The 15,745-nt window shown below is 69.9% G+C and carries 13 protein-coding genes and 1 pseudogene; all 14 read right to left on the bottom strand.

The features are described 5' to 3' along the window. Positions 1-16: 16 nt before the first annotated feature. The 14 genes and pseudogenes from ACFYPC_RS27990 to ACFYPC_RS27925 all read right to left on the bottom strand — a co-directional run bounded on the left by ACFYPC_RS27990 (position 17) and on the right by ACFYPC_RS27925 (position 15,587). Entirely contained in the window at positions 17-652 is a 636-nt protein-coding gene (locus ACFYPC_RS27990) for a TetR/AcrR family transcriptional regulator (RefSeq protein ID WP_388681571.1), read from the bottom strand. Between the two features lie 194 nt (positions 653-846). Further along, positions 847-2,127 carry an MFS transporter gene (locus ACFYPC_RS27985; RefSeq protein WP_388681568.1) on the bottom strand — a complete coding sequence of 427 codons (1,281 nt, stop codon included), beginning with the start codon at positions 2,125-2,127 and terminating at the stop codon, positions 847-849. Then, entirely contained in the window at positions 2,124-3,368 is a 1,245-nt protein-coding gene (locus tag ACFYPC_RS27980) for an ATP-grasp domain-containing protein (RefSeq protein ID WP_388681565.1), read from the bottom strand. Before ACFYPC_RS27980 ends, ACFYPC_RS27985 begins: the two co-directional genes overlap by 4 nt. After that, a complete protein-coding gene (locus ACFYPC_RS27975) occupies positions 3,365-4,579 on the bottom strand; it encodes a pyridoxal-phosphate dependent enzyme (RefSeq protein WP_388681562.1) in 1,215 nt (404 codons plus the stop codon). Before ACFYPC_RS27975 ends, ACFYPC_RS27980 begins: the two co-directional genes overlap by 4 nt. Next, on the bottom strand, positions 4,576-5,583 hold the full coding sequence (locus tag ACFYPC_RS27970) for an ABC transporter substrate-binding protein (RefSeq protein WP_388681559.1): 1,008 nt from the start codon (positions 5,581-5,583) through the stop codon (positions 4,576-4,578). Before ACFYPC_RS27970 ends, ACFYPC_RS27975 begins: the two co-directional genes overlap by 4 nt. After that, on the bottom strand, positions 5,580-6,419 hold the full coding sequence (locus tag ACFYPC_RS27965) for an ABC transporter ATP-binding protein (protein WP_388681557.1): 840 nt from the start codon (positions 6,417-6,419) through the stop codon (positions 5,580-5,582). Before ACFYPC_RS27965 ends, ACFYPC_RS27970 begins: the two co-directional genes overlap by 4 nt. After that, positions 6,420-7,544, bottom strand: coding sequence for a FecCD family ABC transporter permease (locus ACFYPC_RS27960; protein WP_388681555.1), 1,125 nt, complete (start codon positions 7,542-7,544; stop codon positions 6,420-6,422). A 58-nt stretch (positions 7,545-7,602) separates the two neighbouring features. Next, positions 7,603-8,391, bottom strand: a complete 789-nt coding sequence (locus ACFYPC_RS27955; protein ID WP_388681553.1) for a class I SAM-dependent methyltransferase — start codon at positions 8,389-8,391, stop codon at positions 7,603-7,605. Positions 8,392-8,637: 246 nt separating this feature from the next. Next, positions 8,638-8,800, bottom strand: a pseudogene (locus tag ACFYPC_RS27950) (pyridoxal-phosphate dependent enzyme); the annotation flags it as partial. Between the two features lie 279 nt (positions 8,801-9,079). Then, the gene (locus ACFYPC_RS27945; RefSeq protein WP_388681551.1) at positions 9,080-10,102 is read right to left on the bottom strand and encodes an LLM class flavin-dependent oxidoreductase; all 1,023 of its coding nucleotides are present in this window, start codon (positions 10,100-10,102) and stop codon (positions 9,080-9,082) included. Positions 10,103-10,169: 67 nt separating this feature from the next. Further along, positions 10,170-12,044, bottom strand: a complete 1,875-nt coding sequence (locus tag ACFYPC_RS27940) for a dipeptide ABC transporter ATP-binding protein (protein ID WP_388681549.1) — start codon at positions 12,042-12,044, stop codon at positions 10,170-10,172. Then, a complete protein-coding gene (locus ACFYPC_RS27935; RefSeq protein WP_388681547.1) occupies positions 12,026-12,952 on the bottom strand; it encodes an ABC transporter permease in 927 nt (308 codons plus the stop codon). Before ACFYPC_RS27935 ends, ACFYPC_RS27940 begins: the two co-directional genes overlap by 19 nt. After that, the gene (locus ACFYPC_RS27930; protein WP_388681545.1) at positions 12,949-13,908 is read right to left on the bottom strand and encodes an ABC transporter permease; all 960 of its coding nucleotides are present in this window, start codon (positions 13,906-13,908) and stop codon (positions 12,949-12,951) included. The genes ACFYPC_RS27935 and ACFYPC_RS27930 overlap by 4 nt, the downstream gene beginning before the upstream one ends. Before the next feature lie 62 nt (positions 13,909-13,970). Next, complete coding sequence (locus tag ACFYPC_RS27925; RefSeq protein ID WP_388681543.1) at positions 13,971-15,587, bottom strand: ABC transporter substrate-binding protein; 1,617 nt, start codon at positions 15,585-15,587, stop codon at positions 13,971-13,973. Positions 15,588-15,745 lie beyond the last annotated feature (158 nt).

Raw genomic sequence — 15,745 nt, 5'->3', positions numbered from 1 at the left:
CCAGGGCTTTCCCTCGTCAGCAAAGATCGGGCAGGGGGCGCCAGGCGATTTCACGGGCGTCCTCCGGCGGGACGCCCAGCATGCGCAGAAGCATTTCCACCAGGCTCGACGCCGCCTCGTCGCCATCGCGCTCGGGGTAGGCGAACCGGAGCTCCACCAGCGCCAGCAGGGAACCGCCCAGGGCGGTCACCGCGGCGGTCGGGTCGGTGATGGTGAAACGGCCGGAGTGCATGCCGGCCTCCACGTCGCGGATGGCGCGCGGAGCCAGGCCCGAGTCCGAGTGGAGGTGGCTGAGGGCGCGGTGACGCAGGACCTGCATCAGTTCGGGCCGGGAGTTGGCCAGACGTGCGGTGAGGCGGAAGCCACCCGCAAGGAGTTCCGCAGGGTCGTCGATGTCCCGCAGGTGCTCGTCGAAGGCTTGGCCGAGCTCTTCGAGGGCGTCCAGCACCGCCGCGTCGAACAACTCGGCCTTCGACTCGAAGTGGTTGTAGAAGGTGCCGAAGCCGACGTCCGCCCTGTCGGCGATCGCCTGGATGCTCGCGCTGGTGTCGCCGGTCTCGGCGAGTATCTGCCGGGCCGCGCGGACGAGCGCCTGACGCGTCTCGGCGCGGCGTCGTTCGAAGCGGTTGCGAGGGGGCGCTGACGTGGGCATACGGGCGACTCTACCAATGTGACCCATCCGCCACAGTTCTGATGAGCTGGTCAGTACATTGCTGATGTATTCATCACCGCCTTGAGGCCGGCGGCGCCCCACGAGAGGCGGCCCGGCGGCCAGAGCCGGGCTGAGGTCGCGGTTGGCCGCCTCGAAGAGACCGACTTGACGCAGCCGTGTCCGTCCCGTCGGCGTCAATGTGTCCGTGCCGTGGCCGGGCAGCCCGGGTCCGCTGTGGTGGGGCAGGGGCGGAGGCGGCGCAGCGTAAGGATCAGCAGCGGGGGAAGCAGGGCGCCCTGCACCGCGATCGCTGCCCAGAAGAGTCCGGCGTGACCGGACCGCTCTGCCAGTTCGTAGCCCTCGCCTCCCGCGATGCCGCTGGCGAACGCGCCAACTCCGGCCGCCAGACGTTGGTGGCCGAAGATGACGGCGGGACTGCGGCTGGACCGCCTCAGGGCTTCGAGGTCGTTCTTGAGGAAGAGGATGATCTCGCCGAGGCAGATGAGCAGGGCTCCGGCAAGGATGGCGACCGGGCGGCCGAGCGCGAGGGTGACCATCCCGGTGGCCAGAGCGGCGAAGCCGAGTCGCAGGGCGCGGGCATAGGGCTGGCGGGCTATCCAGTCCGACATGAGGGGCTGTGCGACGACCAGAAGCAGGGCGTACAGCGCGAGGACCAGGGCGTAGAAGAACGTCGAGGTCCGGGGTACGGCGTAGACCGCGAGGTAGTGCTGGAAGAACATGAAGACGTACACGCTCAGCACGGTGATCGCGAAGGGCATGAGGGACAGTCCGGCGAGTGTTTTCTCCCGGCGCCGGGGCGGCCCCTCGGTGTCGACTCTCCCTTCGTCCGGTCGGCGGTCGGGTTTCTCCACGGGGAGCAGCGCGTGCCCCACTGCGATCGCGGCGAACAGCAGGGAGACCACCGTGAACAGCCCTGCCGAGGAGTTGAGGACGAAGGGCGCGGCGGCGATCGGGCCCAGCGCGACACCGGCGTTGAGGGCGGAGCTGCTCGCGGACAGCAGCAGTGGGCGCTGCTCCTCCTCCACCTCGTGCACCAAGTACCCCTTGTTGGCAGGCAGATAGAGCGCTGCGCCACAGGACACGAGGAACAGCGCGGTGACGGCTGCGGCCGGCTGACTCAGTCCCGGCAGGAAGCAGGTGAAGCCCGCCGTGCGGATGGCCAGGGCGAGCAGCATGGTGCGCTGCAGCCCGATCCGCTCGGCGATCGCCGCCCCGACGACACCGCCGGCGAACTGCACGAGCGAGGCGACGGCGAGCACCACACCGACGGTTCCGAGTCCCATGCCCAGCCGCTCGTGCAGCAGGATCGACATGAAGGGCAGCACGGCGTAGCTGCCCAGAGGGATCAGGAACGATCCGGCCAGCAGGAAGTACTGCGGGCCGGTGAGCGACTTGAGCGGAGCCAGGCGGGAGCGCGGACGACCGCCCGCCTTCCGCGACGAGGTCGTGGTCATCCCCGGTCTTCGTCGTCCGTCGAGATGACCGGCCGTACGCTCCCGGCGGCGCTGAGCGCCCGGTGCAGGGCGAGCTCGGCCGTCGCCGCCTCGGCCAGGACGATGCCTGTGCAACTGCGCTGGTCGCTCAGGTGCTCCACGCGCCGCCCCGGCACGGCAGTGGGGTACCACTCGGGCGAGCCGGGGAAGGCGGACAGACCCTCCAGGCCGGTCCAGCCGGTGAGGGTGCCGGGCCGGTCGGGGTAGACGAGCACGAAAGCGGTGGCAGGACCGGGCATGTCATCGACGGCGACGGCGTCCAGCAGCGCGGGACGGCGGCCGAGAGCCGTGTCGACCATGGCGTCGTAGACGTTGGTCCCCAGGGCGCGGCAGAGTGCCTCGCCGACGAGCGCGCCGCCGATACGGCGGTTGATCTCGACGAGTTCCGGGCCCTCGGCGGTGAGGACGAACTCCACGTGTGCGAAGCCGCTGTCGTGGCCCGCGATCTCCAGTACGCGCGCCACCCAGTCCTGGATCAGGTCGAGTTCGAGGTGGGGGAGGGCGACGGGGAAGGCCGCCGCCTCCTCGCGTACGGAGGGCTCGGGGGACATCTGCCGGCTCAGGACGCCGAGCAGCTTCGTCTCGTTCTCCCAGCTGAGGGTTTCCGCGCTGTAGACGGGGCCGGAGAAGAAGGGCTCGGCGAACAGCCGCCCGTTGAGGGGGCGTTGGGCAGCCTCGGTGAGGGCCGTGCGCAGTTGGTGTTCGTCGCGTACCGGCCAGACGTTGCGGGAGGAGGTGCCCGCGGAGTCCTTGAGGATGGCGGGCAGACCGATCTCACGGAGGATCTCGTCGGCCGCCGCGGAGGGATCGGCGGGGACGGCGAGAGCGCCACCGCGGCTCAGCCCGCGCTCGTGGAGGAGGTTACGCACCCGGCTCTTGTCCCGCAGTTGACGGACTGCGTTCGGGTCCGGTCCCGGCAGCCCGTATTTGGCGGCGAGGTCTGCGCCCGGGACGCTCCAGGTGTCGGTCGAGTTGATGAGCCCGCGCAGGTCGGGCACGGCGGCCAGAGCGGCGGCGCATGCGGCTTCGTCGGTCGTGTCGAGGTCGACGATGTCGAGTGCCTTGGGGGCGAGGTGGGCGAGTTCGTGGCGGTAGACGTCCCGGTTGCCGGTGAGCAGACACAGGCGGTGTCCGGCGTTGTCGGCCGCCTCGATCAGACGTCCCAGGCCGAAGGTGAGTGCCTCCAGGGCGGCGATGGTCACGATGCCTGGTCCTCCTTGGTCGGTGCGGCGAGCGAGGCCGTTGCCTGCGCGGGAACAGCGGTAACAGCGGGAACAGCAGGAACAGCAGGAACAGCAGGAACAGCAGGAACAGCAGGTACGCCGGGTACGGCGGGAGCAGAGGGCACGACGGGAGCGGAGGACACCGCGGATTGCCGTACGTCGTACCGTCGCCGCTGCCAGTCCATGACCGACCAGGGCAGCGCGAGGTCGGTGAGGCTGGTGATCTGGTGCGGCTTGAGCGTGCGAGGGTCGAGGGCCTCGTGATGGCGGGCGAAGACGCGTTCGGTGTAGCGGTGGCCGGTGTCGGCGCCGATGACCAGGTGTGTGCGCTCGGGGTCGCGGGCGGCCTCCCAGCCGGCGACGAGGTGGGCGGCTCCGGTGGACAGGCCGGCGAACACGGCGTGTTCCCGCAAGAGGCCGACGGCGCCGGCCATGGCGTGCCGGAAGTCGAGCCAGTGGAGGGTGTCGTAGAGGTCGTGGCGGACGTTGTCGAAGGGGATCGAGCTGCCGATCCCGGCGATGATCGCCTCGGGGTCGCTGAACCCCTCGCTGCCGAAGGTGACGCTGCCGAAGGGCTGGAGTCCCAGCAGGCGTACGTCTCGCCCGCGTCCGCGCAGCGCCTCGGCCAGCCCGCCGCTGGAGGAGCCCGTGCCGACGGCTCCCACGACGGTCAGCGGCACATCGGGCAGTGCCCGGTCCACCAGGTCGGCGAACTCCTGGTAGCCGGTGTAGTGGACGCCGTCGTGGTACTGACGCATCCAGTACAGGCCCGGCCGTTCGGCCAGCAGCTGCCGGACCCGGCGGACCCGTCCTTCCTGGTCGAGTCGCAGGTCCTTCGAGGGCGGCATCTGGTCCACGGTGGCGCCGAGGATCTCCAACTGGGCGCGCATCGTGGCGTCGACGGTGGTGGAGGCCACGATGTGGCAGTGCAGGCCGTAGCGGTGGCAGGCCATCGCGAGGGCGAGGGCGTAGATGCCGCTGGAGCTGTCGACGAGGGTCTGGCCCGGTTTCACCGTCCCGCGCTCCAGCAGGGTGCGGACCGCGCCGAGGGCGGCGTACACCTTCAGCGTCTCGAAGCGGGCGAGGACAACGTTGCCGGACAGCCGCAGCAGGTCGGGAGCCTTGATCGCGTCGGTGATGTGCTCGTGGACCGGGGCGGCGGGTGCGATACGCGCCGAGGTCACCGTCATCGCCCGACCGAACGCAGGTAGCGGCCCAGGTCTTCGGCACCCGTGACATTGCGCGGGCCGCTGACAGCGTCGCCGTAGGACATGACGAGGAAGTGGTTGCCCTTCACCGCCGGTATCGACTTCAGGCCGGGCAGCGACTTGAGGTAGGCGATCTTGTCCTTGGCCGGCTGGTCGGCGTAGTCGATGATCACGATCACCTCGGGCTTGGCCTCGATGACCGGTTCCCAGCCCACCGTCGTCCAGCCCTTGTCGAGATCACCGAAGACGTTGGTGCCTCCGGCCGCGGTGATGATGTCGTTCGGAGCGGCGTGGCGGCCGGCGGTGAACGGCTGGTCGGTGCCCGAGTCGTAGACGAACACCTTTGCCGGGTCGCCCCCGGCGGGCCAGGTCTTCTTCAACGCGGTGACACGGTCCTGGAGGCCGGTGACGAGTTCGTCGGCCCACTTCTCGACGCCGAAGATCTTCCCCAGGTTGTCGAGGTCGGTGTAGAGCGCCTCCAGCGGTGTCGCGTCGACGCTCTTGTCGCCGTAGTCCCAGCAGGTCTCGGTGTGCAGATAGCTGGCGATGCCGACCTTGTCGAGCAGGGCCGGGGTGATACCGCGTTCCTCGCTGAAGCCGGAGTTCCAGCCGGCCAGTACCCAGTCGGCCTTGGCGTCGACGACGATCTCACGGGTGATGCGCTCGGTGCCCAGCCGTTCGACCTCGGTGTAGTCCTCGCGCCAGGGCGAGCCCTCGATGGACGGGTCGCCGAGCTCGTTCATGACGTAACCGCGCATCTCGTCGGCCAGGCCGAGGGAGAACATCTTTTCCGCCCCGCTGACGTCGTAGGCGACCGGGCGCTCCGGGCGGGTGTACGTGACGTCCTCGCCGCAGTTGGAGAGGGTGACGGTGTCCGGCTTGGCGTCCGCCGCCGGTTCGACCTCGGCGCCACAGCTGGTGGTCAGCAGGAATCCGGCCGCCATCAGTCCGGCGGTGAGGGCGCGGGGGAGCGGTGGTCTGATCACGAGTGTGGTCCTTCCGGGGGAGCGTCGGCTGGTGTGGGGGTGCCGGCGGGCGCCGGATCGAGGTCGTAGAGCAGTTGGGGGGTTCCGGTACGTGGATGGGGCACGACCATGGCGTCGACGCCGAACACCTTGCGGACCAGCTCGGGCGTCAGGACCTCCGCCGGAGTGCCCGAGGAGACCAGACATCCGGAGCCGAGTACGGCGATGCGGTCGCAGACCTGGGCCGCCAGGTTGAGGTCGTGCAGGGCGGTGAGGACGGTCAGTTCGGATGAGCGCAGGAAGGAGAGCAGCTCGACCTGGTGCCGTACGTCCAGGTGGTTGGTGGGTTCGTCGAGGACCAGGACGCGGGGCTCCTGGACGAGGGCGCGGGCGACGAGAACGCGCTGGCGCTCGCCTCCGGACAGGGTCAGCACGCTGCGGTCCGCGAGGTGGGCGATGTCCAGCCGGTCCATCGCCTGCCGGCACAGCTCGCGCTCGCGAGCGGTCAGCGGATGGTTGCCGCGTGCGTGCGGAGCGCGGCCGAGGGCCACCACCTCCTCGACGGTGAAGTCGAGTTCGGTGTGGCTCTCCTGGGTCAGTGCGGCGATCGAGCGGGCGCTGTCGCGCAGCTTCAGCGAGGTGAGGTCGGTGCCGTCGAGCAGGACGGCTCCGGAGGTCGGCTTCAGCGCCCGGTAGACGCAGCGCAGGGCGGTGGACTTGCCGCTGCCGTTCGGTCCGACGAGCCCCACGATCGAACCGGCGGCCACGTCGATGTTCAACCGGTCGACGAGCGCCCGCCCGGCCGCTTCGACGGACAGGTCGCGCAGCGAGAGGACAGAGGGGACAGAGGGGGCCATCTACTGACCCCCGAACAGATAGCCGCGCCGCCGCATCAGCACGACGAACACGGGCACCCCGATCAGCGCGGTGATCACTCCGAGCGGCAACTCCTCGGGCGCGAAGGCGGTACGGGCCACCAGGTCGACCCAGACCATGAAGCAGGCCCCGGCCAGCGGCGCGACGGCCAGCACCCGCCGGTGGGTCGAGCCGACCCAGATCCGTACGACATGGGGAAGCACCAGGCCGACGAAGCCGATCGCGCCGCTGACCGCCACGATCAGGCCTGTGACGGCTGCCGTGAGGACGAACAGTCCCCGGCGCAGGGCGTCCGCGTCCACGCCGAGGCTTGCCGCCGTCTCGTCCCCCAGCGACAGCACGTCCAGCGACCGGCTCTGCCGCAACAGCACCACGACCGCGACCAGAACAGCCGCCGCCACCAGCGGCAGCGACTCCCAGGTCGCCGACCCCAGGCTGCCCAGCAGCCAGAACAGCACCGTCCGTGCGGCCTGCCCGTTCGGGGAGAGAAAGACCAGGGCGCTCATCAACGCCTGGAATCCGTACGCCAGCGCCACCCCGGTCAGCACCAGCCTCAGCGGTGTCAGGCCCAGCGGACCGCGTGCGGCGAGGTACACCAGCACCGTCGCACCGAGGGCACCGAGGAACGCGGCGGCCGACAGGGCGAACACCCCGAGCCCCGCGAAGATCCCGAACACCACGACGGCCGTCGCCCCCACGGACGCACCCGACGAGATGCCCAGCACGAACGGATCCGCCAGGGCATTGCGCACCAGTGCCTGGATGGCGACGCCGACGACGGAGAGCCCGGCGCCGACGACCGTCGCGAGCAGCACCCTGGGGGTGCGCACATGCCAGACGATGGAGTACCCGGTCACCTCGTCCGCCCCGATGCGGCCGCCGGTGAGAGCCGCCCACAGGAAGTGCACGACGTCGGCCGGTGGTACGACGGTCGGCCCCAGCGCGATGCCGGCCACGACGGAGACCGTCAGCGTGACGGACAGCGCCACGAGTATGGTCAGCAGCCTGCCGCGGCCTGCGGGGCGCTCCTCCGGATCCTGGTGCGGCTCCCTCTCCGAGGAGACGGCGGGACCTGCGGAAGAGGTCCCGGATGAGGCCCCGGTCATGAAGTCCCTTCATTCGCACGGAAATGGTCGTCCGGGCGCCTCGAACTCCGCCCACTGATCAGTAGTCGGAGCGGGGTGCCTCAGAGTTCCCGCGTATCGACGGTGAGTTCGGCCGTGTTCCGCGCACAATCAGCCGCCGCGCGTGGTTGTCGTACGGGCCACCGTCGAAGTCGCCGTAGCACCGCACGTCGGTGAAGCCGGCCGCCTCGAACAGGGCGCGCAGTTCGGCCGCGCTGTAGAGGAAGGAGGTGATCGACGCCTCGCGCGCCTCGCCGTCGCGCACCAGCGTCCAGTCGGTACGCAGCCGCGTCCAGTCGTCCAGGACGGTGTCGCGCTGCACCACGTACGCTCCGCTGTCGAGCTCGACGAGCTGGGGCCGGCCGATCCAGCCGGCGAGGACCTCCTTGCCCAGCAGGTCGATCAGCAGCAGTCCGCCCGGTGCGAGCGAGTCGTGGGCGTTGCGTAACACCCGTGCGTTGTCGGCCGGTTCGTCGAAGTAGCCGAACGATGTGAAGACGTTGAGTATTACGTCGTACGACTCCGGCTCGACGTGCGTCAGCATGTCCGCCTGGATCAGCCGGACTTCGACCCCGGCCGCCGCGCAGGCGGCTTCGGCCCGTTTCAGCATGACCGGGCTGAGATCCACCCCCGTCACCTTGTGACCCCGACGGGCCAGCGGCACCAGATACAGGCCGGGCCCGCAGCACAGGTCCAACACCCGGCTTTCGACCGGGAATTGCAGCAGTGGCGATTCGGCGACGACGTCCGCCGTCTCCGCTCGCCTGCGCTCGGAGAACATGGTCTCGGAGAAGTCCGACCAGAATCCGTCGTCCTCGTACCAGTGCATACGGCTGCAACCTCTCACCGGGGCCGGGTGGGGCCGGGCGCCGGGGCGCCGCGACCTCGCGAGTGCGGGGCGTCTCCTGCAGTTGTCGGATGCCGGTGGGCTCTGGTTCCCGGCCGGCTTCGAGAGGGGGGCGGGCCGAACGTCCCCCGGCTTCGGGAGGGTTCGAGGGCCGCGGCCCGCACGCCCTCCGGATTCCGGCGTCGACGAAGAGGCGGTGCGGTGAACTCGGGCGTGCCCTCTCGGCTAGGACGGGCAGACGATGACCTCGGCGCCGTAGGCCCGCAGTACAGCGATCTTTTAGGCTGCCACCGGGATTGACGTACTCCAGTTTCATGTAGACCGGCGTGGACACCGCGCCGGTGACACGGTTGAGCCACACCAGTGGGGTGTTGCCGACCACGTCGGCCAGGGATGCGTGGACGTCCGAGGCAGTGCTCCTTGCGTCAGGCTGTGCCGCCGAATTCGGGACACCCGCACAGTGCCCGGGCCACAGTGGGGTCCGGGACGAACGCGACGAGGCCGCCCGCGTACGGCGGCGGAGGCCTCGCGTCGGACCACTCGGCTATGAACTCGTCCGGCAGCAGAGTCGCGGTTCCAGACGGCCCGAGACCGGCGCCCGGCCGGCCGACCGGCCTTCCTCCGCGACGCCGGCCCACTCTTCCCCGACGGCGGCCCGGTCGTACGGATCTCATCGCACGGCCTCCAACTGCGCGGGCTGCCAGCCCAGTTCGGGCGCGACCAGGTGGCGTACGTCGTGCAGGATCTGCTCGTACTCCTCCCGCCGGAACTCGTACGGCAACTCGATACGCAGCTCCGACACCGCCGAGACCACCGGGTCCGCCGCCAGCTGTTCCAGGATCTGCTCCGCCGTGCCGACCACATCGGGGGCGAACAGGATCCGCTTCGGGCCCTGCGGGGCCAGAGTGCGGGCGTGGCGGCTCGCCGCGTACTCCAGGTAGCGGGTGCGGGTGGCCCGGTCGGCGCTGTCGAACGGCACGATCACGCGGCCCACCGCGACGCGGGCGGTGGACCGGGCACGCCGGTATTCGGTGAGGAGGTTCAGCTGGGCCGTGGTGAAGTCGTCGGTGTTCTCGCCGGTGACGATGTTGCCGGACAGCAGGTTGAGGCCGTTCTCGGCGGCCCAGCGAACCGAGCGCAAACTCCCCCCGCCGTACCAGATGCGGTCCACCAGGCCGGGGTTGTGTGGTTGCAGGCGCGGCCGTTGCGTGTTGCCCGGCGACTGGATCACCGTGTCCGGGCCCCCGAGATACTCGCCGCGCAGGTTGTCGACGACGCGGAGGACCCTGCCGTAGGACAGGTCGTAGGAGCGCCAGTCACCGTCGTACACGAGGTCGCCGAGGAGTTCGGCGTGCGGCATTCCCGTGCTGAAGCCGACCTGGAGCCGGCCGCGGGACAGCACGTCGGCCAACGCCAGGTCCTCAGCCAGCCGGAACGGGCTCTCGTAGCCGATCGGGATGACCGCGGTGCCCAGCTCGATCCGCTGGGTACGCTGGCCGGCCGCGGCGAGGAACACCGCGGCCGAGCCCACACCGTGTTCGAGATGGCGTTGCCGGATCCACGCGCCGTCGAAGCCCGAACGCTCGCCGTACTCGAAGAGTCGGAGGGTCTCCTCCAGACCGGTGTACGGGTCGTCGTCGGCGAAGTTGCCCGGGGTGAGGAAGGCCAGCGTACTGATCGTGGAGTTGCTCATGCGGTGTTCGTCCTCGTGTGGTGTCCGGCGCGGCGTTCGGTCCTCATGGCAGTGCTGTCCGGAGGCATCACCGGCTCATGTCCTTGACCGGGAGGTCCGGGGAGATCAGGTCGGCGGACTCGCTTCCGTCCGAGGACCGTCCGGCGGCGACCGCCGAGGCATGCCGCCCGCCGGGGATCGCCGCGAGCAGCTCGCGGGTGTAGTCGTGGCCGGGGCGGGTGAACAGCTCTTCGCTGGTGCCTGTCTCGACTACGCGGCCGGCGCGCATGACGGCGACCTGATGCGCTATCTGGCGTACGACGGCCAGGTCGTGCGAGATGAACAGGTACGCCACTGCGATGTCGGCCTGCAGTTCGGCGAGCAGGTCGAGGACCTGGGCCTGGACGGAGACGTCGAGCGCGGACACCGGTTCGTCGCAGACCACCAGGTCCGGAGAGAGCGCGAGGGCCCGTGCGATCGCGACGCGTTGCCGCTGCCCGCCGGACAGCTCCGCCGGGCGACGGCCGAGGACCGAGGCGGGCAGCGCCACCCGGTCGAGGAGTTCCTTCGCCCGGCCCGTCCGGGAGGCGCGGTCGCCGACCTTGAACGCGCGCAACGGCTCGGTGATCACCTCGCCGATGGAGAACCTCGGGTCCAACGAGGCGTACGGGTTCTGGTAGACGAGCTGGGCCCGTCGGCGCAGCTGCCGGGCCTCTGCTCCGCGGGCGGTGGTGACATCGGTGCCGTCGAACAGGACGCGCCCGGCGGTCGGGTCGGCGAGGCGGAGCAGCAGACGGGCCGTGGTGGACTTTCCGGAGCCGGACTCGCCGACCAGCGCCAGTGTCCGCCCGCGGTGGAGGGTGAAGCTGACGTCGTCGACCGCGCGGAGTGTGCGGGCCGAACCCGCCGCGTTCGGCAGCCGGAACTCCTTGACCAGGTTGCGGACCTCGACCAGCGGTGCCTCCTTCTCTGCTGCTGCTGCTGCTGCTGCTGCTGCGGCGGCGGGCGGGAAGGCGACCGTGGCCCGGCGGCGTGCGGTGGTGGTGGCGGGGACAGCGACCGAGGCCCGGGGGCGTGCGGTGGTCAGGCTGGGAGCGCCGGCCAGCAGTCGTCGGGTGTAGTCGTGCTGCGGGTTCTCCAGGACGTCGCGGGTCGGACCGGTCTCGACGACCCGCCCCTGCGACATGACCACGATCCGTGCGGCCCGGTCGGCCGCGACACCGAGGTCGTGGGTCACCAGCAGCACTCCGGTGCCGGAGGCTTCGGTGAGGTGTTGCAGGTGGTCGAGGATGACCCGTTGCACGGTGACGTCCAGCGCGCTGGTCGGCTCGTCGGCGATGATCAACTTTGGCTCGGCGGCTATGGCCATGGCGATCAGGGCTCGTTGCCGCATACCGCCGGACAGTTCGTGCGGGTACTGCCTGGCGCGGGTGGCCGCGTCGGGCAGCCCGGCCCGGTCCAGGACGGCGACCGCGTCCAAGGGCGCGGAGCGTCGTGTCGCCAACCGGTGGATGCGCAGGACCTCGGCGACCTGCTCACCGATGCGCTTGACCGGGTTGAGCGACACCGACGGGTCCTGGGGCACGAGGCCGATCCCCGCGCCGCGCACCGTGCGCAGCTCCCGCTCCGACAGCGAGGCGAGGTCGTGCCGGCCGAAGCGGACGGTCCCGGCGTCGATGGCGCCGTTCGCGGCCAGGAGCCGGATGATCGCATGCGCGGTCGTGCTCTTGCCGGATCCGGACTCGCCGACCACCGCGGTCACTTCGCCCGGCCACACGTCGAGGTCCACGCTCTGCACGGCCCGTACGGTGCCGCCACGGGTGCGGTACGACACGGACAGGTTCCGTACCTCCAGCAGCGGTTCCTGAGGGGCAGGCACCGGGGTCGTCCCAACCTTGTTCGTCACTGCGTCATCCGTTCCGGGTCGGTTCGTCAGCGGGCCCGTCATCGCTGCCGGGACCATTCGCCGTCCAGCGCCCGCGCGATGCGGTTGGTGGCCAGCACCGTCGCGGCGATCACCAGGCCGGGCAGCGCGGTGAGCCACCAGGCGTTGCCCAGGTAGTTGCGTCCGTCGGAGATCAACGTGCCCCATTCCGGCGCCGGTGGCGGCGCTCCGTAACCGAGGAAGCTCAGTGACGAGACGGCCAGAACGGCGGTGCCGAACTCCAGGGTGGCCAGCACGATCACCGGTCCCATCGCGTTGGGCAGCACATGCCGGCCAAGGACCGAGTACCAGCGGGCCCCGCAGGAGCGGGACGCCTCGACGAAGACCGCCTGCCGTACCCGCAGCACTTCCGCACGCATCACCCGGGCGAAGCCGGCGACGCTGGCGATCCCCACGGCGACCGCGACCTTCACCGTTCCATAGCCCAGAGCGGTGACCAGGGCCAGGGAAAGGAACAGCGCAGGGATCGACAGCAGCACGTCGACGAAGCGCATCACCACGTCCTCGACCCAGCGGCCCACGAATCCGGCGACCAGGCCGAGCAGGCCGCCGATCAGGAAGGCGACGCCCACCGCGATCAGCGTCGCCTTCAACGACAGTTGCGCACCGTGCACCACCCGGGAGAACAGGTCCCGTCCCAGTTCGTCGGTGCCGAACCAGTGCGCGCCGCTCGGGCCCTGGAAGTTCTGCGACGGCACCCCCTGCAGTGGGTCCTGCGAGGTGAACAGCCCCGGCCGGAACGCGGCAAGCACCACGAGCACCACCGTGAGGACCGACGCGAGCAGGCCCGGTCGCAGCAGGAGGAATCGGGTCACCCGCCTGGGCCCGAACCCGCGCACCGGATCCGGCCCGACGCCCGGCTCGACGGGTCGTGCCAGGCCGAGCGCGGTACGTGCGGTGGCATCCTCGACAAGGGTTTCGCTCATACGGTCCGCACCTTCCTGTTCGAGGCCACCACGATCCGCGGGTCCAGCAGCGGATAGACGAGATCGACGAGCAGATTGGCCACCACGAAGATCAGGGCTCCGAACACCACCACCCCCTGGACCAACGGGATGTCCTGCGCGGTGACCGCCGCGGCCGTCACCCGGCCCAGGCCGTCGCGGGAGAACACCGTCTCCACGACCACCGAACCGGCGACGAGTTGTCCGGCCAGCAGCCCGACGATCGTCAACGCCGGCAGTGAGGCGTTGCGCAGCGCGTGCCGCAGGTGGATGCGCAGTCGGCCGGCGCCCTTGGCCCGCGCGGTCTCCACGTAGGCCTGGTCAAGCGCCGTGAGCAGGCTCTTGGCCAGCACCTGCGCGACCAGGGCGCCGGTCGGGATCGCGAGCGTCACCGCAGGCAGCACCAGACCCGGCAGCCCGTCGTTGCCGAACGCGGGAAACCACCGCGCCCGGAAGGAGAACAGCTCTACGAGCACCAGCCCGACCCAGAACGTCGGCACCGACACCCCCAGCGGCGACAACGACAGCAAGAGTTGCCGCAACCACCGCTGCGTGGTGTAGGTCGCCAGCACCGCCAGACCGCCGCCGAGAACCACGGCGAGCAGCAGCGCCGCTCCGGTCAACTGCAGCGTCTGCGGCAGCGCGTCGGACAGCGTCGAGGTGACCGGCCGGCCGGTGGATACCGAGTCCCCGAAGTCACCGCGCACCGCTTTGCCGAGATAGTCGGCGTACTGCACCAGCACCGGTTTGTCGAAGCCGTACTCGTGCCGGAGCGCGGCGAGCTGCACCGGATCGATCTGGCCCGAGTCCGCTCCGGCACCGGCCATCGCCGAAACCGGATCACCGGGCAGATAGTTCAGTACGAAGAAGGACAACGTGTACGCCGCCCACAGCACCCCGAGCGCCTGCGCGAGACGCTTGATCACATAGCGACGCATTCCCTGCGCACCTCCTGCCGTCGGCGACCGGACCGGACGCTCCCTCGCGCTTCCACCGGTTGCTAACCGATCCAGGTGTCGTGCAGCTGGATCCGGCTGGAGGCATCGAACTCGAGGTTGTGCACCTTCTTCGACACCCCCAGTTGGGTCTGCAGCTCCACCACGGGAATGACGTAGGCGTTGCCCACGATCAACTGCTGTGCGCGGCCGACCAGTTCCTTTCGCTCGGCCGCGTCGGTCGTTGCCGCCTGCTGGGTCAGCGCCTCCTCCAACGGGCTCGTCGGCAGGTGGTAGAAGTTGGCCAACTCGGTGGAGTACTGGCTGCGCAGGATGTCAGGGTCGGCGCGGGTCAGGTTGCCCCAGGACGCGTCGAAGTCGCCGGACTGCAGCATCGTCGCGAACTGGGCGGTGGGCGTCTCCTTGAGCACCACGTCGACACCCACGGCCTTGAACTGTTGCTGGATCAGCTCCAGCGTCGGCTGGTTCGTGGCCGCGTTGGCGAACCACCGGACGATCAGACGGAGCTCGGTGCCGTTCTTCGACCGGATGCCGTCACTGCCGACCTTCCAACCGGCCGAGTCCAGCAGGGACTTCGCCTTCGCCGCGTCGAAGGCCAGATCCGAGCCCTGGTCCGCGTAATCCGGTGTCGTGTACGCCAGGATGCTGGTAGCCGCCCTGGTGCCGGTCGGGAACACGGTGTCGACGATCTGCTGCCGGTCGATGGCGAACAGGAGCGCCTGACGCACCCTCACGTCCTTCAGTAGCGGGCGGGAGTTGTTCAGCCCCAGGTTGAACACCGCACCGGGATTGGCCCGCCCTTGCAGGTTCACCTGGCCGCCCGTGAGGGCCGCCTCGTTTGCCTTGCCGACACTGCTGATCGCGTCCACCTGACCGGACTGCAGGCTGCCGGTGCGCACGCCCGCCTCGGGCACCACCTTGAACACCAGCTTGTCCAGGTACGCCTCGCCCGGCTTGGTCCACAACGACGAGCCCCAGGCGTACTTGCTGCGCTTGGTCAAGGTGATGGACTGGTTCTGTACGTAGCTCTCCAGCGCGAACGGGCCGGACCCGACCACACCCTTGCTGCACTTCTCCTGCGGGCTCTGCTTGGCACTCGCCGACGACTCGATACCCAGCGAGTGCGTCGACGTCGCCTGCAGGAACTGCGCGTTCGGCTGCTGGAACCTGACCCGCACCGTGAGCGGGTCGATCACCGTGGTGCTGTCCAGGCCGCTCAAGTACCCCTGGGCCAGCGACCCCAGGGCGCCGAGCTTCGGCACCGCGTCGAAGTTGTCCTTCACCACCTGGGCAGTCAACGGTGTCCCGTCGCTGAAGGTGACACCCGATCGCAGGTGGAAGGTGAACGTGGTCGTGTCGGAACTGATGTCCCAGCTCTTCGCCAGCCACGGCACGATCTTGCCGGTCTTGGGATCCTGGTCGGTCAGCGAGTCCACGATCTGGCGCAGCGAGTAAATGGTGTCGTTGCTGCCCACCTGCTGCGGATCCACGCACCCTACGTCGGAACCCACCGCGAAGGTCAGTGTGCCGCCGGACCTGGCCGGGCCGCTGTCGCTGGTCGAGCTGCCGCTCGACGCGCAGGCGCTCAGCAGGAGGCTGCTTGTCACCAGTGCGGCGAGTGCCGCCCACCGGGTAGGTCGGGAATCCGGATGCGATATCACGGAACGGGTTCTCCTACTCCAAAGTCACCGCGCACGTGCCCGCGCATGCCAAGGCGAAGCGGCCCTGTGCAGACCAAGGCGGAGTGGCGGAAATATTCGGAAGGTGCCTGGGGGAAGGGTGCCGACGAAGGCGTGACGGCACCGCGGACTCCGACAGC

The organism is Streptomyces sp. NPDC005808 (assembly GCF_042871385.1).
Taxonomy (GTDB): domain Bacteria; phylum Actinomycetota; class Actinomycetes; order Streptomycetales; family Streptomycetaceae; genus Streptomyces.
Note: the sequence above shows the minus strand (reverse complement) of the source record. Positions and strands in the feature narration are given on the sequence as shown.

Excerpts from the sequence above, each read along its gene's own strand:
- ACFYPC_RS27975 (WP_388681562.1), bottom strand. The coding sequence starts at position 4,579 with ATGACGGTGACCTCGGCGCGTATCGCACCCGCCGCCCCGGTCCACGAG.
- ACFYPC_RS27945 (WP_388681551.1), bottom strand. The coding sequence starts at position 10,102 with ATGAGCAACTCCACGATCAGTACGCTGGCCTTCCTCACCCCGGGCAAC.
- ACFYPC_RS27940 (WP_388681549.1), bottom strand. The coding sequence starts at position 12,044 with ATGGTCCCGGCAGCGATGACGGGCCCGCTGACGAACCGACCCGGAACG.
- ACFYPC_RS27990 (WP_388681571.1), bottom strand. The coding sequence starts at position 652 with ATGCCCACGTCAGCGCCCCCTCGCAACCGCTTCGAACGACGCCGCGCC.
- ACFYPC_RS27935 (WP_388681547.1), bottom strand. The coding sequence starts at position 12,952 with ATGAGCGAAACCCTTGTCGAGGATGCCACCGCACGTACCGCGCTCGGC.
- ACFYPC_RS27955 (WP_388681553.1), bottom strand. The coding sequence starts at position 8,391 with ATGCACTGGTACGAGGACGACGGATTCTGGTCGGACTTCTCCGAGACC.
- ACFYPC_RS27965 (WP_388681557.1), bottom strand. The coding sequence starts at position 6,419 with ATGGCCCCCTCTGTCCCCTCTGTCCTCTCGCTGCGCGACCTGTCCGTC.
- ACFYPC_RS27985 (WP_388681568.1), bottom strand. The coding sequence starts at position 2,127 with ATGACCACGACCTCGTCGCGGAAGGCGGGCGGTCGTCCGCGCTCCCGC.
- ACFYPC_RS27930 (WP_388681545.1), bottom strand. The coding sequence starts at position 13,908 with ATGCGTCGCTATGTGATCAAGCGTCTCGCGCAGGCGCTCGGGGTGCTG.
- ACFYPC_RS27960 (WP_388681555.1), bottom strand. The coding sequence starts at position 7,544 with ATGACCGGGGCCTCATCCGGGACCTCTTCCGCAGGTCCCGCCGTCTCC.